The following is a 20408-nucleotide window of genomic DNA, read 5'->3' on the forward strand; positions in this document are numbered from 1 at the left end:
GGACAATTCGATGCGCTCGATGCGGTTGTCCATCGGGTTCTCGAATCGCGTTTCCGGGCGATGAGTCGACGCTACGGATCACGCGCCCAGTTCGCCACCGGCCGCCAAAAGGGTGATCCGCGGGTCTTGTCCGACCTTCTCGCCGCATTGGACTACTTTTATCTGGCGCCCCAGATCGTGGGTACGTTGCGCTCGGTTCCGACGGTGGTCCTGGGCGCCGAACGGGATGGCGTCGTGCCCGCGACGCAGTGCCAGCGCCTGGCCGACAAGATCGAGGCGGATTTCGAACTCGTCGCCGAGGCCGGTCATTCGTTGCCCCGGGCGGATCCGGTCCGCTCGGGCGCCGCGATCGAGTTGGCGATAGCACAGGCCGGCGTGCCGCGGGTCCGCATCGAGTACACAGACGACGTCGAAACCGCACGAGGATGCGAGGTTCAGGGTCCGGGCAATGACCGCAGTACCACTGTCCGGAGCGAAGGACGAGTCCGACCGGAACGAGAATGGCCCGACCCATGAGGAGACCATTCCGGTCGGCGACGGTGCACGGCGACAGGGATCCGCACATCTGGTCGATCGGCGGCTGAGGTCGCGCACACGACCGAGCCACGCTCGGGATAGGACTCGCACCGTTCGGCTGAGTGGAGATTTGAAGCGTCTCTTCGGTTCTGATGGTTGTTATCGGTGATCTGGCCCCTGCGCTTATCTCGGATGAATCCTTTACTGCGCATCAGGAGTCCGCCAAGGAAGCCGTCGTGCGGGATCTGAGGCGCCAGAAGGTGCGTGGGCGCATCCGTATTCGACAAACACCTCTGATCACCCTGCGGCAGGCTGCGACATCGTCCGCCAAACGCGAATCGTTAGCCGAATAGCGTGGATCGACGAGCGGTTGGTGGAACCCCGCCGATGGCTTGCCTAACCTCGCCCACTATGGAGCCTCGAGACCGAGTCATCGTAATTCCCGCGCCGCCAGGTGCAACGCCACCTGCCCGACCTTCAGGTTCGGCACGTACCCGTTGAGCGGTGGTGGCTGCCGGAGCGGCAGTAGATGTACAGGCGCGCCTACCGTAGTCATTGCGATGTCTAGTAGCCCCCAGGGGCCCAGTTGCTGATGGGGCCGGGAATCGGCGCTGCCGCCTCCTACCAACCGGAAGGGCGACCTCAACGTGCATATCCCTCCCGAGCCTGCCGTGACTCGACGACGGCTGCCTGCATTGCGCGCGGGGCTGTCCCCGCAGCGCCGTCTCGCCGGGATGCTGACCGGGCTGGTCGTTCTGCTCCTGCTGACAATGGTTTTGGCCCAGCTCCGCGAGGTCCTGGACCTGCCGAGCCAGATGCTGCTCTACCTGCTCGCCGTCGTGGTGGTGGCGCTGGTCGGTGGGCTGGTTCCGGCGCTGGCCGCCGCGGCCGCGGCCGCGGCGCTGCTGGCCTACTACTTCATCGCGCCGGACAGCTTCGCCGTCGGCGGCCTCAACGACGTGGTGGCCCTGGTCGTGTTCGTCCTCGTCGCCGGCGTGGTCAGCTCGGCCGTCGGCCTGGCCGCACGCCGCACCCGCGAAGCCGAAACCCACGCGACCGCGAACGCCGCCAGCCGCGAGGAACTTTCCATGCTCGCCGAGGAACAGGCGGCCCTGCGCCGCGTCGCGACGCTGGTCGCCCGCGGGATGCCACCGGCCGAGGTCTTCGCCGCCGTCGCAGAAGAGATCGGTCACGTCCTGGCCACCGACGGCACGGTCATCGTCCGCCTCGATCCCGACGGCGCGGCGACTCTCGTCGCCGGCACCGGCGCATACGCCGACGTGATGCCCGTGGGCAGCCGCTGGAACCTCGAGCCGCCGCTGGCCTTGGCAGGCGCCTTGCGCACGGGCCGCCCGGCTCGCCTCGACGACATCGGCCAAGCCCCCGGCGCGTACGGCGACGCCATCCGCGGGCTGAGAATCCGGTCGGGGGTCGCGGTTCCGATCGTCGTCGAGGGCCGTCTGTGGGGCGCGATCGCCATCGGGGCCAAGGGCGAACGTTTCCCGGCCGACACCGAACAGCGCATGGCCGGTTTCACCGAACTCATCGGGACCGCGATCGCCAACGCCGACAGCCGCGCCCAGCTCACCGCCTCCCGGGCCCGGATCGTCGCGGCCGCCGATGACGCCCGGCGCCGGATCGAACGCGACCTGCACGACGGCACCCAGCAGCGACTGATAGCGCTCGGCCTCGAGCTGCGCCTGACCCAAGCTATGGTGCCCGCGGAGCTGCCCAAGCTGCAGACCCAGATCGGCCGGATCACCCACGAGCTCACCGAGGCGACCGAGGAGCTCCGCGAGATGGCGCGCGGCATCCACCCCGCGATCCTGTCCACCGGCGGGCTCGGCCCGGCCCTGCGCACCCTCGCCCGCCGCGCCGCGATCCCCGTCGAACTCGATATCCGGACCGGAACCCGCTGGGCGGACCCGATCGAGGTTGCGGCCTACTACGTCGTGTCCGAAGCGCTCACCAACACCACCAGACACGCCCGCGCCTCACACGCGCACGTCACCGTCGAACAGCACGACGCCCTGCTACACCTCACGATCCGCGACGACGGCACCGGCGGCGCTGACCCCGCGCGAGGTTCGGGTCTGATCGGGCTACGTGACCGGGTACAGGCCCTGGGCGGCTCGATCGAGGTCAACAGCCGCCCCTCGGAAGGGACAGCGATCGTCGTCGAGCTTCCGCTGCAGCCCGACCGGTAGACCCGCACTGCAATGCCAGGGGCGATGCGGTAAGCCGGGCGGACCACGCACCGTCGAACAACTGGTCGGCGGTGCATACGAGCGGGTGTATCGCGACTGCGTTGAACCCTCGCGAGGGTCAGGAGCCTGGTGCGATCATCCGCGCGGGCATTCCGGGAGCTGGTCTGCATCCATTCGATGTTGATCAGTGTGCGGCGCGCAGGGTTTGCAGTGGTGTTTGGCCGTACATCGTTTTGTACGCGGCGGCGAAGCGGCCGAGGTGGGTGAACCCCCATCTGCGCGCGATGGAGGCGACCGTGGTGTGGGAGGGATCCGCGGATCGTAGATCGCGGTGGGCATGCCGGAGTCGGACAACACGGAGATATGCCATCGGCGACATGCCCAGGTGACGATGGAATCCCTCCTGCATCGTGCGAACACTGACGTGGCATTGCCTCGCCAGTATCGAGATGGTGAGCGACAGGTGCGGTCCGGCCTCGATGATGGCCATCGCGTCGCGGATCGCTGCCGGCCGGGCTGGCTCAGCACGTGCGTCGAGTGCTTGGCGATAAGGATGGTCGGCTACCAGCAGCAAGCCGTGTATGAGGCTTTCCACCAACGGCTCCCGGACTACAGATTGCCGCATCAAGCTGTCCAGGCCATCGATCTGACGATGCGCCATCAGCAGTAGCCGCACCCAATCGTGGGCAGCACCTGCTTTCAGCGGCAGTATTGCGGTGAAGGGAATGGGGGAATGTACCGGGCTGTCGACCAGTGTCTCGAGTGCTCTGTCGACGGCGATTTGGTCGATCTTCACTGCGAGATGGCGACTGCCGCCCGGCCAGCGGGTCACCGTCATCTCAGCGTCGGGCCGGTATATCGAGGCCAGTGTGGGGCTCGAGGTCAACTGCTGGCCCCGATGGCGCGCCTCGAGCCAACCGTTGAGGGGAACACAGATGTGGTAGCTGGCGCGAGTTTCGTCGAAACCGAGTGCGACGTCTGTCTCGTAGGTGGTATCGCCCATGGTGATCGGCCCCACACGGGTAACTCGTTGGGCGAGGCCGAAGCTGCTCGACGGTCCCAGGAGTTCCAGCCGATGTCGGTAGAAGGCAGTATTACAGACATGAATCGCCTCCTCTGGTGATCGCGTGCGAAACCACGGATCCGACCGCGCTACCTGTTGAGTCTCACCCATCGCTGATCCCATCCTTGTCCTGACTTCCAACTCGTAGGGGTCGCCGACGCGTCAGCGACGACCATTCGAGCGTCCAGGTGGTCTGACAGTGCCGAAGCGCCGTGCATGGTGCCCTCAAGGATCGTCTTCCAGGGTGCCCATGGTCATTACCGCTAACACCCATCAACGCGGCCCGCTAGTGTGCTGAGTCGCTGTTCAGCGCCGTAAGTTTGTGGCAGTAGTGGGCGAGGCTGTCGAGGATTTGGTCGGCGGTTTTGGTCCAAACGCTCGGTTTCGAATTGTCGTTCCATGCGTGGATCCAGGCAATGACGTCGGCATCGAGTTCGGCGATGCTGTGGTGGGCCGATCGGCGGAGTTTGCGGTTGGTCAGCTCGGCGAACCAGCGTTCGACGAGGTTCAGCCAGGAACTGCTGGTGGGGGTGAAATGCAGGTGGAATCGTGGGTGAGCTGCCAGCCATCGGTTGATGGCGGGTGTTTTGTGGGTGCCGTAGTTGTCGCAGATGAGATGGAGATCCAGCTCGGCGGAAGTGTTGGCTTTCGACCGCCCCGACCTCGGGCTATCGGTCAATCCATCCAGCCGCGACTCGACAAAGCGCCGACGCCATTTACCCGTGGGTAATGGGGTTGGAGTGGGGCAGCTCCTCATGGACCCTGGCGGTCGACGCACACCGCGTCCCGGAGGGCTCGTGCCCGGTACGCACCACGGCGGACCAGATCCGCGCAGTAGCCGACCGGGTCAAGGACCGGCAGGGAGCCGGCGAGCGGCCCGCACCACTGTTCGTCCTCGACCAAGGCTGTGCGGCTGCCGCACTCACCCACGCTCTGGAAGGCACGGAAGTGCAACTGCTGGTACGTATTTCAGGTGACAGGGTGTTCTACGACGGGCGGCCCGGACCTCGCAAACCCGGTCTCGGCCGCAACGGTGTTCACGGGCAGCGCTTCGAACTCGCCGCTCCGAAGCACGAACGCGAACCCGATCAGCTGCTGATCGTGCCCGGCACCACGAAATACGGTCGCATCGAGGTCCGCGCCTGGCAGCGAATGCACCAGAAAGTCCAGCGCACAGGATATTTCGCCAGCCTCGACGCCGAGCTGTTCACCCGCCTTCCGATCATCGAGGGCACCGTGATCGAGGTCCGGCCCGAACGGCTGCCCGACGGCCGCAACCCGCATCGCGCCCTATGGCTGTGGCATTCCGGACCGCACGCACCTGACCTGGACGTGTACTGGCGGGCCTATCTTCGCCGCTTCGACACGGAACACACGTTCAGACTGCTGAAATCGCAGCTCGGATGGACTGCGGCTCGTGTCCGGCACCCCGAGCAGGCAATGCGCTGGACCTGGCTGCTGATCGCCGTATACGCCCAGCTCCGCCTCGCTCGCACCTTGACCGCCGACCTACGGCGCCCCTGGGAACGACGAACCCGCCCCGGAAAACCCTTGACCCCCAACCGTGTCCGACGCTCATTTCGTCATCTGCATGTCCGGATCGGCACCCCGGCCCGTCTGCCGAAAACCACTCATCCTGGTCCCGGGCGGCCACCAGGAAGGGGGAACACTCCAGCACCCCGCTACCAACTCGGCTCAGAACTTCGCAAAACAGACATGCAGAAACCGCGGGGAGAGCAGAAGAAGGGTTGAATCTCGAGCCAAGAGCTCGTGCGCTTTCCCCATAATCTGCAAAGCCTTCCGTGTCTTGGCCAGCTCAGCTTCCGCTCGCGCCAGCTTCGCGGCCAGCCGCTCGTTCCCCTTCTCGGCCCCGGTCTTCGCAGGCTTCGGACCGGTTGTCCTGGCAGCCAAAGCATTCAACGCGCCCGGATCCCGCGCCCGCCGCCACTCGATCATGTGCGAGTGATAGAGGCCTTCCCGCCGCAGCAGCGCACCCCGTGCGCCTGGCTCGGTCAGCATGTCGTACTCGGCCACGATCGCCAGCTTGTACTCCGGCGTGAACGACCACCGCTTCGGCCGCGCCGAATCCGTCCCCTTCTTCTTCGGCTTCGCCGCCGCACCAATGACGATGAACGAGGCGATGGCCCGGCTCGCCCAGGAGGCGGTCGCGGGCGGCGACAACTCCATCGCACAGATACAGAACGCGCCGCCGATCGCGATCCTGAAGCCCAGCGATATCTCCGACGCCGTCGCGTTCCTCGTCTCGGATCAGGCGAAGCGGATCACCGGGGTCTCCCTCCCTGTGGACGCGGGATTCTCCATCGGCTGAGCCAGCGTCGTCGCACGGCGGCGATTACCGGCCGCCGTGCATCTGGACCGGCGATCCCGCGGCAGCCCCCATCGGTGAGCCACCCTGGGAGGTGATCGTGAAGGCCAACTCGGCAAGTTGCTCGGTCGCAGCACGATAGAGCGCATCAAGGTCATCTTTGCCGCCTCTTCGCACCCAGAATTCGACAACGGCCGAGTTGGCCGCGGCCAGCGCGGCCGCCATCGTCTGCGGGCGGATATCGAACGCGGGCGACGCACCGAACGACCTTTCGATGATGCCTGCGAGTGCTTGTTCCAACATCCTGCGCCGTTCGCCGCTTGCCCGGTCCATCACCTCCGGCGCGGTTGCTACAGCTTGCTGCCACAGGAGATATTCAGGCCAGGAAGCCCGGCGCTGACGAGCAAGGGCGGTCCACGCGGACCAGATCGCGGCGACCGGGTCTCGAGCGGGAGCGATCGCGGTGAACGCGTCGAGCATAATCCGGTTCTTCTGGCGCTCATAGTCCAGCAGCAGATCCTCCTTGGCCGGAAAGTGCCTGCTGACGGTCCGCAGGGAACACCCGGCCGCCGCGGCGACGTCCTGCACCGTCACCTGGGGGTACCCGCGCTCGGCGAATAACTTCAAGGCAGCCTGCTGGATGGTGTAAGCCACCCGCAGGCGCCGTTCCCGCCAGCCTGGGCTCAACGCCGCAGAGGTGTCGATCCGATCGACCGCGTCGGCTTCGATCATCCGTCCATTTTCTTTGTTCGCACCTGCCACCACTTGACAAGTATGACCGACCAAGTCAAAGTTTGAATACTTTGACCGAGTAGGTCAATCTATCGCATCGTCGAAAGGTGCAGGACAGTCGTATGAGTGAAGAACTGACCTGGCTATCCGCAGGGGAACTCCGCGCGCTCATCGGGCGCGGTGACGTCTCGTCGGTGGAGGTGGTCGACCACTTCCTGAACCGTATCGAGAAGCTGAATCCGCAGTTGCGGGCGTTCGCACACCTGGATCCGGACACCGTCCGTCGCCAGGCCGAGGTCGCCGACGCAGCTCGCCAGCGCGGCGAGACATTGGGTCCGCTCCACGGGGTTCCGGTTTCGGTGAAGGAAAATCTGGCGGTGGCCGGCCTTCCCTACAGCTTTCCGAGGAAGGGCGAATCCGGTATTTCGCAGTACGACGCCATCGCCGTGGAACGCCTTCGTGCCGCGGGCGCGATCGTCGTCGGTACCAACACCATGCAAGGCACCGGAGGTGCGCCCACGGCGCAGACCAACCCCGAGGCCGCGCTGATGTCCAGTTACAACTGGGATCGCGAGGCACGTAACCCGTGGGATACCGGCCGCGTTCCCGGCTGGTCCAGTTCCGGCGGCGCCGCCTCCGTCGCAGCGGGGCTTCTCCCGGTCGCAATCGGCAGCGACGGTGGCGGGTCGACGCGGCTGCCCGCCGCATACAGTGGGATCTTCGGCGTCCACCCCACTCGTGGGCTGATTCCGCACGTGAACTACGCCCGGCCCTCGTTGCGGTTCAGCGCGACCAACGGCCCGCTGACGCGATCCGCGCGGGACGCCGCGCTGGTGACCCAGGTTCTCGCCGGCCCGGACGGTCGTGACTATATCTGCATCACCGATGAGCCCGGCGACTATCTTGCGGCCCTCACCGACGGGATTGCGGGAATGCGGCTGGCATGGACCGACGACTTCGGGTATGCCTCGCGGGAAGCCTCGGCGGAAAGCGCGAGGGTGATCGAATTAGTTCGGCAGAGCGCTTTTCGATTGCGCGACCTCGGCGCGACCGTGGAATCGACCGATCAGACGTGGGAACCTGCGAATCGCGGTGGCGGCCCGGCCCCGGGAGAACCGGAGGTGTACTCGATCGACGTCGGATCGGGCAAGGCGCCCGCGACCCCCGTCGACCCGGCCGAATACAAGCAGGCCGCCGAATGGCGCGCCCGGAACCTGGACGGGTTCCGGACCTTGTTCCGCGAGTACGACCTGCTCCTATCGGTGACGAGTCAACATATCGCGCCGACGGTCAGTACGTGGGATGAGAACTGGACCGGCCGGCCAGCCGAGTACGCCGTCACCTACACGAGTCATACCGTGTTGTGCAACCTTCTGGGTCTTCCGGCGGTCTCCGTGCCCTGTGGCTTCATCGACGACATGCCGGTTGGACTGCAGATCATCGGCCCACCCCGCGCAGAAGCCCAGATCTTTCGTCTGGCGTCCGCCTTCCAGCAGGCGTTTCCACGTCGCGAGCACCCTCCCATGAGCTGAACCCCGCTAAACCCGTACGAGATTGAGCAGCAATGACAACAGCTACCCCATCGACGGCCGTGCGGAGCACCTTCTGGCCCGCGCTCACGAGTCTGTTATTCATCCAATTGTTCAGCGGCATCGTCCAGATGTACTTCATCCCGCTGTACCCGAGCCTGGCCCACAGGTATCACCTCCAGGTCGGCACGCTGTCCTTGGCGTTGATCATGTTCACGGTCTCCGGCGCATCCTCCACGCTGCTGTTCGCCAGGCTCGGCGATCTCTACGGTCATCGGCGGATCCTGCGTCTCGTCGTCGGCCTGGTCGCTCTGGGATCGGTGCTGATCGCGGTTGCCCCCACGTTCCCGGTCCTCCTGGTGGGCCGGGTTCTGCAGGGCACGTACCCGGCGCTCCTGCCCTTGACGTTCGGCGTCGTGCAGACACGGTTCGCCGACGCGGACATTCGCCGACGCGGATACGCCTACGTCAACGCGGTCCTGAGCTTCGGGGCCTCGGTCGGCCTGCTCGCCACCGGAATGCTAGCGCGGCCCGGGCATGGGCCGTCCTGGGCACTGTGGTTTCCCGCGGTGGGCACCGTCGTCGGGTTCGGACTGCTGTGGACCGGCCGGCGAGCAGAGCCCACCCCCGTGCACGCCGGCCGAGTCGACTGGCCGGGAGCCGTTCTGTTCGGAATCGGGCTGGCCAGCCTGCTGCTCGGGGTGAACCAGGGCGCCACCTGGGGCTGGCACTCGGCCGCCACCATCGGCGCGATCACTGGGGGCGTGACGGTCATCGCCGGATGGATCGTGGCCGAACTGCGCATGCGCGAACCGCTGGTCGACCTGCGAGTACTGTTCCGCCCCCAGCTGCTGCCGCCCTACGCGATCGGCGTCGGCTTCTACTTCGGCGGCATCGGGGGCCAAGTCGCGCTCTCCACCTATCTGTCGTTGTCGCCCCACAAGGTCGGCTACGGGCTCGGACTGAACGCGTCGATCGTCGGCCTCGTCATCGGCGGGGGCATCCTGGGCACGACCGTACTCGCTGCCTGCACCGCACGGTTCGGGAGGATCGTCGGGTTTCGGTGGATGATGGCGTGCGGCGCGCTGATGGTCACCGCCGGCTATACCGGGATGATCGTGGTCCACCGCGATGCCGCCGCGTTCATCGCCTGCCATGTCCTCAGTTCCGCCGGCGCCGGCTTGATCATCGCCTCCACCAGGACCGTGGTCGCCGAACTCGCGCCCCCCAGCGAAGCCGGCGTCGCGCAGGGCATGTACGAGTTGGCCTCCGTGGTCGGCGGCGCCGTCGGCAGTGCGGCGATCTCGGCCCTCCTCACCTCCGCACGATCGGCAGGGGTCGTCAGTGAGAGGGGCTACGAGATGACCTGGTCGGTCTCCGCGGCCGTGGGACTGGCGATCACGATCATCGCGATTCTCCACGCTCTGCGACACAAGCGAAATGCTCTCGCGACCCCGACTCGGCTTGTCACCGGCCACCCCTGAGTAGCTGATTCTCGGCCCGCTGTGCCGGACCGATTCATCAACGTCGCTCGTCCCGCGCGCCGGGATCGTAATCGACTCTCGACCATCACAGTTCGAGGGCACCTCGAGAAGGAAAACACGATGAGGAAATTTGTTGTATCCGCATTGGTGGTGAGTGCCATCGGCGCCCCCACCGCCACCGCCGGCGCCAGTCCGAACGCCGTGGACGCGCCGGTGTATTACACAGCGAAGCCGTCCAACGGTTCTACGGTCATCCGGACCGACGGAGGCTCGATGGCCATAGAGGACGGAGCATTCAAGATAAAATCTACCAGCGGCAAGGTGCTCGCCGGTACCGATTTGTCCTTCCGAGTGGACGATTTCGTATTTCCGATCGCGGCGGCCATTAAAGATCACACCGCCACCCTGACCCCGGAATTCGATCTCGCACATGCCACCTATCGACCCGTGGCGCTGCCCTACGAAGATCAGGCGCCCTGGAAGAACCAGTATGACCGGGAGCAGTCCGCCTGGTCCCGATTGGCGAGCACCATCACCACCGGTGCGGTGATCGGTGGCGCGGTCGGCACCGTCGGCGGCGCGGCCATAGGCTGCCTGCTCGGCGGTATCGCGGGTGCGACGGTGGCCACGGCCGCGATCATCGGGCTGTTCGGCGCGTTCATTCCGGCCGCTGCCGTCGGGTGCATCGGCGGCATGATCGCCGCTGCTGCTCTCGGGACTGTCGCGGGCCAGTTGTTTGTGACAGCGCCGATCGCCATCGCGGCCGCGATTCAGTATCTCACCACGATCAATTCGCCGATGCCCGCCCGGCCTGCCCAATAAATAGAGACACGTCCGTTTCCTGGCGCCGGTCGCGACACCTGCGATCGGCGCCAGTAGTATTCCCGTGACTGTTGGCAACCACCGCTGCCGACATGCAACGCGGGCCGTTATGATCTCTGGCGGCGATTACACCGGGCTGTGCTGGATGCGCTGGGTAGCAAGGGCTTGATCGACTGGTCGCGTGCGGTGATCGACGCGGCGTCGGTGCGAGCGAAAAAAGACATCCCAGGGGCTTGAATGTCAAGCAGCAGTGGCTTCTTCGGCGTGTGAGGACCACGCGGCGGTCTCGTCGTAGACGGTTCGGGTCTTGAGGCAGCCATGCAGGATGCCGACGAGGCGGTTGGCGAGCTGGCGTAGCGCGGCTCGGTGTTCGAGGCCGCGGGAGCGATGTTTGTCGTAGTAGGCACGTGCGCCTGGTGAGACGGTCAGGGAACTGAACGCCTGGCGGAGGAGAGCGTCGATAAGCCGGTCGTTGTGGACGAACCGGGCCGCGACGATCTTCTTCTTTCCAGAGGCGCGAGTGAGTGCGGCGCTGATCTGCTTGAGTGACAACCGTGCTGCCGATACCGGATCCGGTGCCTTACCGCACAGAAGGCCGAATGCCTGGCCCTGGGCATCCCGTGGTCCGACGATCGCCTGATCGCGACGCACGCGGACGGGACGCCGGTTGCCCCGAATTGGTACTCCGCCGAATTCCAGCGGATCCGCAAGAAAGCCGGGCTCCGTCGTATCCTGCTCGAGGGACTACGGAACACATCGGTCTCACTCATGCTCGCGATGCGGATCCCGGTGCACATCGTCGCCGCCTGGCACGGCCACGACCCAGCAGTCTCGCTGAGGATCTACTCCGACGCACAGCCCGAGGACCTGAAGACAGCCGCGACAACACTTTTCGGGTGATCCGAAGCAGCGCCCCGCGCGTTGGCACACTCTTGGCACACTGGCCCTTCCGAACAGCATTTCCTCACGGCAAAAAACCTGCCTGACCTGCCAGGTTCTCCCCCAGCTCTTGCCGCAAGTAACTGTATTGGTTACAGTTAACCAGCCAACGGAGGTGAGGGCGGTCACCGTCCACTCGGGACCGCGCCGGAGACGGCGCCGTCGCGCAAGGAGAGCTGATGAGTGACTGCGAAATCCCCGGTCTCACACCCCGATCCGCACAAGCCCTGATCGATGCCGGTGAGACGCTGGCCCACGATGTGCGCACCAGAATTCTGCACAGCCCGCGGCCGGTCTTCCTGTACTACATCGAGCAGACGTTCACCGGTCTGCTGCGCAGACTCGACGAGGGGGGCGATCCGAATCCCGACACGCCCGCACAGCAGTTGTGCCTGCACCTGATGATCAGCCGTGCGCAGACGAACGGCCGAGTGGTGGATCCCGATCTGATCCGGCTGCATCGCGCGCTGATCGCCGACGGCGGCCACGAGGCGCTCCTGCGAGCCGGTCGCGGGCCCGGCGGGACGGCGTTCGATTTCGTCGCCCTCGGTGACGCCCTGAGCGCCACCGGCATCAGCGCGTTCTTCGCCCCGTTCGAACCGGACGACATGGTCGCCTGACCGCACCCTCACCCCCACCGGACTCCGTTCCGGCCCACCGCCCGGCGCTCGCGCGCATATGCGCGACCGTCGGGCTTCTTGCTGTTCACGCGATATCTCAACGGCGGTAATCGATTTCGGCCAATCCGTCGATTCCGTTGACGTGATTCAGTGACGTCTGTCAGTATCGATGACGACGCCGACGAGTACTCCGCTCGCACTGGCGAAACCGTAAGCGGGAGAGGATTTCCCGGCTCACTCGAGTCATTCCGCGCATTCGTTCGTTGACGCGTATCAGTAACAGAGGTTAGAAATCGGGCTATGAGCGAAGTTCAGGACAAGCCCACCGGACGCGAGGCCCAGCGGCTGCGCACACGTCAGCGCGTATTGGATGCGGCGATCAGGGAGTTCAAGAGCGTCGGCATGGCCGATGCCGATATCGGCGCGATCGCCGAGGCGGCGGGCGTGGCCCGGGGCACCTTCTACTTCCACTTCCCGGCCAAGGAACACGTACTGCTCGAACTCGAAGCCCGCGAGGAGGCCCGTATCGCCAAGGAACTCGCGCGGTTCCTGGCCACCCCACACGATCTGAAATCCGCACTGCAGAAGGCGATTACGCTGATCCTGGGACTCGAGCGACGCCTGGGCAGCGTGCTGTTCAAGGAACTGCTGGCCATCCACTTCTCCCCCGCGCGCCCACTGGACGACGAGTGGCGCGATCACCGGATGATCGTGCTGGTCGTGGAGGAGATCGAACGCGCCCGCGACCACGGCGAGGCCCAGATCGCCGTGGATCCCTATCACAGCGCGGTGTTCTTCCTGCTGGGCCTGTACGCGATGCTCACCACCACCTCGACCTCGAAGGCGTTGCGCGCCACCGCCTTGGACAACTATCTGATCACCGTCCTGCGCAGTCTGGAGCCGCGATGAACCGCACCGCACCGGCCGCGCCGCAATCCCCGCACCCCACCGCACCGATACGGAGCCACCCCCATGCTGCTGGATCTCGCTCGCATCGCCCTCGTCTGGGTGGTCGTCCTGCTGGTCATCGCCTTCTGGTACTGGATCATGAAGAACATCAACACCTTCTGAGCTTCCCGGCCCGCGCGAGCGGATCCACCCCGGGGAGCTCACCATGACCGCCTCCGACATCAACCGTGGACTCGGTATCGAACGCACCTGCACGCTCACGGCCGTCGCCTTCTCCGGCCGCCGCCGCGACGGCGTGCGGCTGGTCACCGGCGAACGCCGCGGCTTCGGCCTGAACTCCACCCGCCGACTGGTCCACGTTCCCTATCCGTCCGTCGCACCGGACTGGACGCTTACAACGTTCAGTTGCGGTGTGGCACTACAATGTTCACCCTCCAAGGATCGTATCGCGCGGTATCCGCTGCACGAGCTCTCCCCCCGGGAACGCGCAGCGCTCTCCCTCGTGGAGGGCGGGGTGGCCGCAGGCTGGATCGCCGAGCGCCTGCCGGGCCTGATGGTCGAACTGCGTCGCCGACTCCCCCGTCTCGAACTCGCCGACCACGACCTGGCGGGCCCGGACATCCTCGCGCACGCCCTGGCACTGGCTCGCACCCGCGCCACGCTGCCCGCCCATCCCCTGCTGGGCGCGCTTCCGCTGGCCGCGCCTGCCCGCGGCGCACTCGCGGCGGCCGCGCGCCGGGCCTACGCCCGGATGCCGTGGACCTCGCACCGCAGCGACGCCCAGCGCGTGATGTCGATACCGGTCGGCGGTGAGGGCGGCAGCCGCAACGTCAACCTGCCCCCGCCCAGCCGTCCCGGGGACGAGGACCTCGAGATACGCGCGGACCAACGTCCCGGCCTGCCGTACCCGGAGTGGAACCTGTGGACCGAAAGCTTTCTGCACGATCATGTTTCGGTCCTCGAGCGCACTCACCCGTCCCGGTCGCATCCGGTCACGCCGGTCTCTCCCGAGATCCGTCGCTGGTTCACCGAGCACACCCACCGCGCCCTGCGCAGCGGCCTCGAAGACGGCTCGGACCTGGACGTGGACCGGTATGTGGGCCACTACCTCGACACCCGCTGCGGTCCGGCGCCCGAACCCCGGGTCTTCCGCGACCTGCTGCCGCACTCGCGCGATGTGACCACCGCGGTCCTGCTGGACGGCAGTTCCTCGCTCGGCATCCACGGCGGTCGCACCTTCCGCCTGGAACTGGCCTGCGCCGACGCCCTCGCGCGGGCGATGACCCTCGCGCGAGAACCGCACGGGCTGTTCGTGTTCACCGGCAACACCCGCCATCGGGTCGAAGTGCGCTGCCTGAAGGATTTCCACGAGCGCCACTTCGTGGATCCCGGTGAGCTGCATCTGACCACCGCCGGCTACACCCGCCTGGGCGCGCCCGTGCGGCATCTGACCCGGCGGCTGCTGGACCGGCCCGCCGGACGGCGACTGCTGATCGTCATCGGGGACGGCCTGATGTCCGACGAGGGGTACGAGGGCCGCTACGCGTGGGCCGATGTGGCGCACGCGGTCACCGAGGCCGAAGAGGCGGGGATCTCCATCTACTACCTGGCCGTGGGACCGGTCCGGGTCGATCCGCTCCCGGAAGTGTTCGGCCCCAACCGATCCCAGCGGATCCGCCGGGTCGAGGAACTGCCTCGCGCGCTGGCCCGCATCCACCGCGAACTGGTCGCCCACTGAACTCGAGGAATGCTTATGACCACCGATCTCTACATCGCCACCGCCGGTGAGGTGCGGCTGTTCGAATGGGCGTATCAGCAGCGCATGCCGGTCATGCTCACCGGGCCGACCGGCTGCGGAAAGACCCGATTCGTCGAGCACATGGGCCGTCTGCTGGACCGTCCGGTGGTCACCATCAGCTGTCACGACGACCTGACCAGCGCGGATCTGGTGGGCCGGTTCCTGGTTTCGGGGGGTGATGTCGTGTGGACCGACGGCCCGCTGACCCGGGCGGTGAAATCCGGGGCGATCTGTTATCTCGACGAGGTCGTCGAGGCCCGGCACGATTCGCTGGCCATCCTGCATTCGCTCACCGACCACCGGCGCACCCTGTTCCTGGACCGCGCGGGTGAGGTGGTGCCCGCGCCGGGGCCGTTCATGCTGGTCTGCTCCTACAATCCGGCCTACCGCAGCTCGCTCAAGGAGCTCAAACCCTCCTTCCGGCAACGTTTCGTCACCCTCTCGATGGATTATCTGCCGCCCGATCGCGAGGCCGAGGTGATCGTCGCGGAGACCGCGGTGAACGCGGCGGTCGCGACCCGACTCGTGCACTGCGCCGGCACGATTCGCACAGCCGACGAGGTGTTCGGATTCGAGCCGCCCTCCACCCGGGTCCTGGTCGCCGCCGCGCGCCTGATCGCCGCGGGCGCCGGCGAACTCGAGGCAGCGCAGGCATGCATTCTCGCGCCGCTCAGCAGCGACGGCGCCATCGTCCAGGGCCTGCGCGAAATCGCGGTGGCCAGTCTGCTCACGCCGGGAGGAACCCTCGAATGAACGACCAGGACCGCCAGCGCCGCCGCGCGCTGATCGTCTTCCAGATCGCCATCTACGGCTTCCTGCTGGCGATGTTCCTCATTCAAATCCACATGTATCTGACCCGGGACTGGTAGGTGGACCGATGAATATGCCCGCATTCGCCCTGCGCCGCGGCACCACGAGAGCCCGCGCGCACGACCCGTCCGGATACGACGAACACCACGACGCGAGCCGCCGCGCCCAGCGCAGAGCGGATCGCTGGCTCACCGGCGGCACCGCCCTGATGGGCACGTTCATCTTCGGCTTCGTCGGGCTGCCGCTGTTCCTGCGCGGAATGTGGTTGCAGCGCAAGGCACAACGCGACGGACTGTCGGTGCGGCCGCTGATCGTCACGCTGATCGGATATCTGGTCATCCTCGACGCGTTCCTCAACAGCATCGGCTGGGTGCTGGACCTGGGCGCCAGCCACACCATCGTGACGCGGGTGTTCTTCACCGCGTGGGGCAATTTCGTCGACGCCGGATACTTCTGGCACTACAACGAGATGTGGATCGGCGGTTCGGCGGCTCCAGGCGAGAAGGGCTGGGAGGTCGCGCTGATCTTCACCGTCTTCCCGATGCGCGTGGCCGCGGCCATCGCCTTCCTGCAGATGAAGCGGTGGGGTCATCAGTGGCTGATCGTCACCTGCTGGTTCGGCGTGGTGATCTGGGTCGGTTACGTGGTCAACATGACGATGTACGCCGACGTCCGATTCCACGGCATCGTGCTGCCGGTGACCGGTTGGTGGTTGTACGACATCTTCTACATCACCCCGTTCCTGGCGATCCCCTATCTGCACACGGTCAACCGCGAGATCTTCTCCGACTGACCTCACCCCGTGAATCCGGTTACCAGGAGAATTCATGAGTACCGAAAATTCTACTGCCGCAACACCTCCCGATCGCCCATTGCCGCCCGGCACCACCGCGCCGTTCGCCCGGATGCACCGCTGGTTGCAGCGCGGCATCCTGGTCTGCCTGGTCGCGCTGGTCATCGAGGGCTCGCTGACCGTTCCGGCGCTGGCGCTGTGGTACGGCTGGCCCACGCTCTCGCTGACTCAGATCTGCGACGAGATGATGAAGGTCCGCTACTCCGACGACAGCCTCACCTGTCGCCAGGGCGCGGTCGACGCACCGCCGCTGGGCGGGCGGCCCGAGGCCGCGGGCCAGACGACCGCGCGGGATCAGTGGGGCGTCCAGCCCAAACCCGAATGGCAGCACATCGGATTCCGCGAGCTGGTCAAGATCCACAACGATCGGATCGCCCGGGAGAAGGCGGCGCATCGGTGATCCGTCGCGAACCGGTCGGTCATAGAATCCGGTTGTGTCGCAATATGTTCCAGGCCACCCGGTGAGACCGTCGGCAACGGCGAGCGCGGTCGGCATGGCCGCCGGGGAGGCGATCCGCGCCGCGCTCGATCGCCTCGCTCCCGCCTCCTGTCCGGTTCCACTGCGGATCGAGCAGGTGAGTACGTCGTGGCTCGCCGCGGCGCTGAGCATGCCTGCGGGCGCGATCACCGATGTCCGTGTGCTGGACGCGAATTCGGGCACCGCGGCCCGCGCTCGCATCGCCGTCGAATCCGATCGGCCCGAGATCCCCGCACATCTGTTCGTCAAACTCCCGCCGCGCAACTACCTCCAGCACGTGCTGATGAACGTCTTCCGGTTGGGCGAGCGCGAGATCGTGGCCTATCGTGCGCTCGGCGACGATCCGCCAGTCCGGGTGCCGAGATGCCATGTTGCGCAATCCGATCCGCGATATCGGCGTTCCGCGCTGGTCCTGGAGGATCTCACCGGGACCGCCCGATTTCGCACCGTGACCGACAGCGTCACCCGCCCCGAGGCCGAGGCCGTCATCGACGCCATGGCCGATCTGCACCTCGCGTTCCAGGACAGCGACCGTTTCACCGGCGACCTGCGTCCGCTCGCCTTGCGGACCGCCGCCGATGTGCGCCTGGGCGACCTGATCCGACGCCGGTTCCTGCACGAGATCACCGGGCACACCGCGGATCTCATCCCCGAACCGATCAAACTCCAGTGCCGGATCTTCTATCGGCGCAGCGCCGATATCGACGCCTTCTGGGCCGCCCAGCCGCAGACCCTGATTCACGCCGACCCGCATCTGGGCAATCTGTACTTCACCGACGACGGCCCCGGATTCCTGGACTGGCAGATCGCCACGATCGGTGCGGGCATCCGCGATCTCGCCTATTTCGCCACCGCCTCGATCGAACCGGATCTGCTGCGCGGCATCGAACGTGACCTGGTCGAACGCTATGCCGCCCGTTTCGACGCCGCCGGTGTCCGCGTGGATCCCGACCGGCTCTGGACCCTCTACCGGGCCGCGATCACCGAACTGTTCCTGGCGATCGTGTGCACCGCCGAGGCCGGAGAACGGATGCAGCCCTTCGAGATCTCCCGGGTCGGGGTCCAGCGCGCCGTCGCCGCGGTCACCGCGCACGACAGCTTCGGCGTGCTGAACACGCTCATCGACGGCGGCAATCTCCGATAGCGTGGCAGCACACAATTCGAATGCCTCCCGGTATGGTCTACGGTGACAGGTACTACCGTGACGCACCGTCGATTCCGCCTCGCCGGAGCCGCCTGCGTCGAAGCGAGGATCACGGAGGTGGTCGCACAGATGGCCAAGCAGGCAACCGCGGACAAACGCCCGCGGCGCGAGCGCGGATCCCTCAACCCCGAGGACATTCTCGATGCTGCGTTCGAGCTTGCCGAGGAAGTGTCGCTGGACAATATGAGCATGCCGATGCTCGGCAAACACCTCGACGTCGGCGTGACCAGCATCTACTGGTATTTCCGCAAGAAGGACGACCTGCTCAACGCCATGACCGACCGCGCCCTGCGCCGGTACGCGAGCTTCGTCACCCGCTTCGTGGACGCCGAGGACTGGCGCGGTTCGCTGCGCGAGCACGCCCGCACCATGCGCACGACCTTCCTGGCCAACCCCATCCTGTGCGATCTGATCCTGATCCGGTCCCAGCTGAGTCCGCAGGCCGCACAACTGGGCGCGCAGCAGACCGAGCAGGTCATCGCGACGCTCGTGGAAGCCGGATTCGCCCTCGAGGACGCGGTGGACACCTATTCGGCGATCCAACTGCACGTCCGCGGATGCGTTGTCCTGCAACGTCTCTCGGACAAGAACGCGGAATCCGGATCCGGCTCGAGCGCCTACTACGACAACCTGGCCATCTCTGCGGCCACCACCCCGTTGCTGGCCGAGGCCGCCGAGCGGGGCCTGCACAGCGGCGCACCCGACGACCGCAATTTCGAATACGGTCTCGACTGCATCCTCGACCACGCCGACCGCCTGATCGGATCCGGATCGCCGCGCACCGTGAAGAAGGCCACTGCCCGCAAGACCACCGCACCCAAGACGCGCGCTGCGAAGAAGTCGACGCCGCGCCGCGCCGCCGAGGCGAAATAGCTGCGGACGAAATTCGGACCGATTCGCCTGAATTATCCAGAGTTCTACTCGATATGAATATATTGCTTCGAGGCGGCCGTCGATCGGGCTCGGTCGTGAAAACTGTCCCGCCGCAGCGGAATATGTCACGCATCGGACAATGTTGATCCGGATATGACACTCGGAGTAGCCCTCGCCCATACGCCTGTCACCAATTATGTCGAGGAGGTCGTGCAGCAGGCGCGAGCTGTCGCGGACAGCGGCGTGGGTTCGGTGTGGTTCGGGCAGCGAATGGACTACGACTCACCGGCGCTGGCCGCGATAGTGGGCCGGGAGGTGCCCGAATTAGAGGTCGGCACCTCGGCGATTCCGGTGATCGGACGCCATCCGCTGCTGATCTCCGCGCAGGCCCAGACCGCGCAGGCCGCCACGAACGGCCGGTACCACCTCGGCCTCGCCCTCGGATCGACGCTCGCCGCAAGCGCTTTCGGCCTGCCGTTCGACCGGCCGATTGCCCGGCTGCGCGAATTCCTCACCGGGCTACGGGAACTTCTCGACACCGGGACCGCTGATTTCCACGGCGAACTGTTGACCGTCACACCGCCCTTGCCGACCGCCCTCGCCGGGGCGCAGCCACGGGTTCCGGTGCTGGTGGCCGCCATGGGTCCGCAGGCTCTGCGCGTCAGCGGCGAACTCGCCGACGGCATCCTGCCGTACCTGGCAGGGCCGAAGACGCTCGGCGAGCACATCGTTCCCGCGGTCAGCAAGTCCGCCGGGGCCGCACCGCGCATCGTCGCCTTCGTGCCGGGCGTGGTGACCTCGGACATCGAGGGCACGCGCGCCAAGGCGGTCGAACAGCTGGCGTTCTACGAGCAGGTGCCGTCCTACCGCAGGGTCATCGAGCTCGAGGGCGCGACACGAGCCGCCGACCTGGCCGTCATCGGCAGCGAAGAAACTGTCGCCGCCGAAATCCAGCGTTACTTCGACGCGGGCGCCACCGAGGTGGTGCTCACCTCGACCGATCTGGCAGGCCCGGAGGACCAACGCCGGACCTGGAAGCTGCTCGGCGAACTCGCACACCGGTAGCCGGCGCGCCACGGGCAGATCTACCTGCGGCAGTTGCGCTTCGCGCCGGGATGTAGTTTCGCGGAAAGCCTGGCGACAGAGGCTTATTGCTCTATTTCAGCGCCGCTCATGGCATGAATTGCCGAATTCGACCATAAATGGCGTACGAGGCGTCGCGAAATCGTCATCGGCCGACCCGGC

General features: G+C 66.3%; 20 protein-coding genes and 2 pseudogenes. 17 read left to right on the forward strand and 5 right to left on the reverse strand.

Annotated elements, in window-relative coordinates:
* The first annotated feature begins 60 nt into the window (after window positions 1–60).
* Both ON40_RS53215 and ON40_RS14605 read left to right on the forward strand, forming a co-directional pair.
* Window positions 61–516 (forward strand): alpha/beta fold hydrolase, encoded by a 456-nt coding sequence (locus tag ON40_RS53215; RefSeq protein WP_040822811.1) that lies wholly within the window; start codon window positions 61–63, stop codon window positions 514–516.
* Between the two features lie 671 nt (window positions 517–1187).
* Window positions 1188–2723 carry a GAF domain-containing sensor histidine kinase gene (locus tag ON40_RS14605; protein ID WP_063713003.1) on the forward strand — a complete coding sequence of 512 codons (1536 nt, stop codon included), beginning with the start codon at window positions 1188–1190 and terminating at the stop codon, window positions 2721–2723.
* A gap of 184 nt (window positions 2724–2907) precedes the next feature.
* Here the strand turns inward: ON40_RS14605 and ON40_RS14610 are convergent, their stop codons facing one another.
* Entirely contained in the window at window positions 2908–3909 is a 1002-nt protein-coding gene (locus ON40_RS14610) for an AraC family transcriptional regulator (RefSeq protein ID WP_083895642.1), read from the reverse strand.
* Between the two features lie 163 nt (window positions 3910–4072).
* Window positions 4073–4417: pseudogene (locus tag ON40_RS14615) on the reverse strand (transposase); the annotation flags it as partial.
* Window positions 4418–4500: 83 nt separating this feature from the next.
* Here ON40_RS14615 and ON40_RS14620 point away from each other — a divergent pair.
* Window positions 4501–5538, forward strand: coding sequence for a transposase (locus ON40_RS14620; RefSeq protein ID WP_373281923.1), 1038 nt, complete (start codon window positions 4501–4503; stop codon window positions 5536–5538).
* On the opposite strand, the gene ON40_RS53220 is transcribed toward ON40_RS14620, so the two are convergent.
* Window positions 5482–5820: a hypothetical protein gene (locus ON40_RS53220; protein ID WP_169541860.1), complete on the reverse strand. Its 339-nt coding sequence runs from the start codon at window positions 5818–5820 to the stop codon at window positions 5482–5484. The two genes, ON40_RS14620 and ON40_RS53220, sit on opposite strands and share 57 nt — an antisense overlap.
* Before the next feature lie 10 nt (window positions 5821–5830).
* Between ON40_RS53220 and ON40_RS14625 the strand changes: the two genes are divergently transcribed.
* A complete protein-coding gene (locus tag ON40_RS14625) occupies window positions 5831–6115 on the forward strand; it encodes an SDR family oxidoreductase (RefSeq protein WP_245567803.1) in 285 nt (94 codons plus the stop codon).
* A gap of 24 nt (window positions 6116–6139) precedes the next feature.
* Here ON40_RS14625 and ON40_RS14630 read toward each other — a convergent pair whose 3' ends face one another.
* Window positions 6140–6844, reverse strand: a complete 705-nt coding sequence (locus ON40_RS14630; protein WP_063713005.1) for a TetR/AcrR family transcriptional regulator — start codon at window positions 6842–6844, stop codon at window positions 6140–6142.
* 122 nt (window positions 6845–6966) lie between these two features.
* On the opposite strand from ON40_RS14630, the gene ON40_RS14635 reads away from it, so the two are divergent.
* The 4 genes and pseudogenes from ON40_RS14635 to ON40_RS53725 all read left to right on the forward strand — a co-directional run.
* On the forward strand, window positions 6967–8376 hold the full coding sequence (locus ON40_RS14635) for an amidase (RefSeq protein ID WP_040822816.1): 1410 nt from the start codon (window positions 6967–6969) through the stop codon (window positions 8374–8376).
* 32 nt (window positions 8377–8408) lie between these two features.
* Window positions 8409–9857: an MFS transporter gene (locus tag ON40_RS14640; protein WP_083895643.1), complete on the forward strand. Its 1449-nt coding sequence runs from the start codon at window positions 8409–8411 to the stop codon at window positions 9855–9857.
* Between the two features lie 120 nt (window positions 9858–9977).
* A complete protein-coding gene (locus ON40_RS56490; RefSeq protein WP_040824005.1) occupies window positions 9978–10679 on the forward strand; it encodes a DUF8020 domain-containing protein in 702 nt (233 codons plus the stop codon).
* Window positions 10680–10763: 84 nt separating this feature from the next.
* Window positions 10764–10898, forward strand: a pseudogene (locus tag ON40_RS53725) (IS5/IS1182 family transposase); the annotation flags it as partial.
* Between the two features lie 21 nt (window positions 10899–10919).
* Here ON40_RS53725 and ON40_RS49230 read toward each other — a convergent pair.
* Window positions 10920–11330, reverse strand: coding sequence for a hypothetical protein (locus ON40_RS49230; RefSeq protein WP_063713006.1), 411 nt, complete (start codon window positions 11328–11330; stop codon window positions 10920–10922).
* Between the two features lie 467 nt (window positions 11331–11797).
* Between ON40_RS49230 and ON40_RS14660 the strand changes: the two genes are divergently transcribed.
* The 9 genes from ON40_RS14660 to ON40_RS14705 all read left to right on the forward strand — a co-directional run bounded on the left by ON40_RS14660 (window position 11798) and on the right by ON40_RS14705 (window position 20228).
* Window positions 11798–12238, forward strand: a complete 441-nt coding sequence (locus ON40_RS14660) for a hypothetical protein (RefSeq protein ID WP_040822822.1) — start codon at window positions 11798–11800, stop codon at window positions 12236–12238.
* 300 nt (window positions 12239–12538) lie between these two features.
* Window positions 12539–13147, forward strand: coding sequence for a TetR family transcriptional regulator (locus tag ON40_RS14665; protein WP_040822825.1), 609 nt, complete (start codon window positions 12539–12541; stop codon window positions 13145–13147).
* Window positions 13148–13352: 205 nt separating this feature from the next.
* Window positions 13353–14885 (forward strand): nitric oxide reductase activation protein NorD, encoded by a 1533-nt coding sequence (locus tag ON40_RS14670; protein ID WP_040822829.1) that lies wholly within the window; start codon window positions 13353–13355, stop codon window positions 14883–14885.
* 15 nt (window positions 14886–14900) lie between these two features.
* A complete protein-coding gene (locus ON40_RS14675; RefSeq protein WP_040822833.1) occupies window positions 14901–15698 on the forward strand; it encodes an AAA family ATPase in 798 nt (265 codons plus the stop codon).
* A gap of 124 nt (window positions 15699–15822) precedes the next feature.
* Window positions 15823–16548 (forward strand): hypothetical protein, encoded by a 726-nt coding sequence (locus ON40_RS14685; RefSeq protein WP_040822839.1) that lies wholly within the window; start codon window positions 15823–15825, stop codon window positions 16546–16548.
* A 34-nt stretch (window positions 16549–16582) separates the two neighbouring features.
* Window positions 16583–17008, forward strand: a complete 426-nt coding sequence (locus tag ON40_RS14690; RefSeq protein ID WP_040822842.1) for a hypothetical protein — start codon at window positions 16583–16585, stop codon at window positions 17006–17008.
* 61 nt (window positions 17009–17069) lie between these two features.
* A complete protein-coding gene (locus ON40_RS14695) occupies window positions 17070–18230 on the forward strand; it encodes a phosphotransferase family protein (protein WP_245567804.1) in 1161 nt (386 codons plus the stop codon).
* Window positions 18231–18359: 129 nt separating this feature from the next.
* Entirely contained in the window at window positions 18360–19163 is an 804-nt protein-coding gene (locus tag ON40_RS14700) for a TetR/AcrR family transcriptional regulator (RefSeq protein WP_040824014.1), read from the forward strand.
* A 153-nt stretch (window positions 19164–19316) separates the two neighbouring features.
* On the forward strand, window positions 19317–20228 hold the full coding sequence (locus ON40_RS14705) for a TIGR03564 family F420-dependent LLM class oxidoreductase (RefSeq protein ID WP_040822848.1): 912 nt from the start codon (window positions 19317–19319) through the stop codon (window positions 20226–20228).
* Window positions 20229–20408 lie beyond the last annotated feature (180 nt).

The organism is Nocardia jiangxiensis NBRC 101359 (assembly GCF_000308615.1).
Taxonomy (GTDB): Bacteria; Actinomycetota; Actinomycetes; order Mycobacteriales; family Mycobacteriaceae; genus Nocardia; species Nocardia jiangxiensis.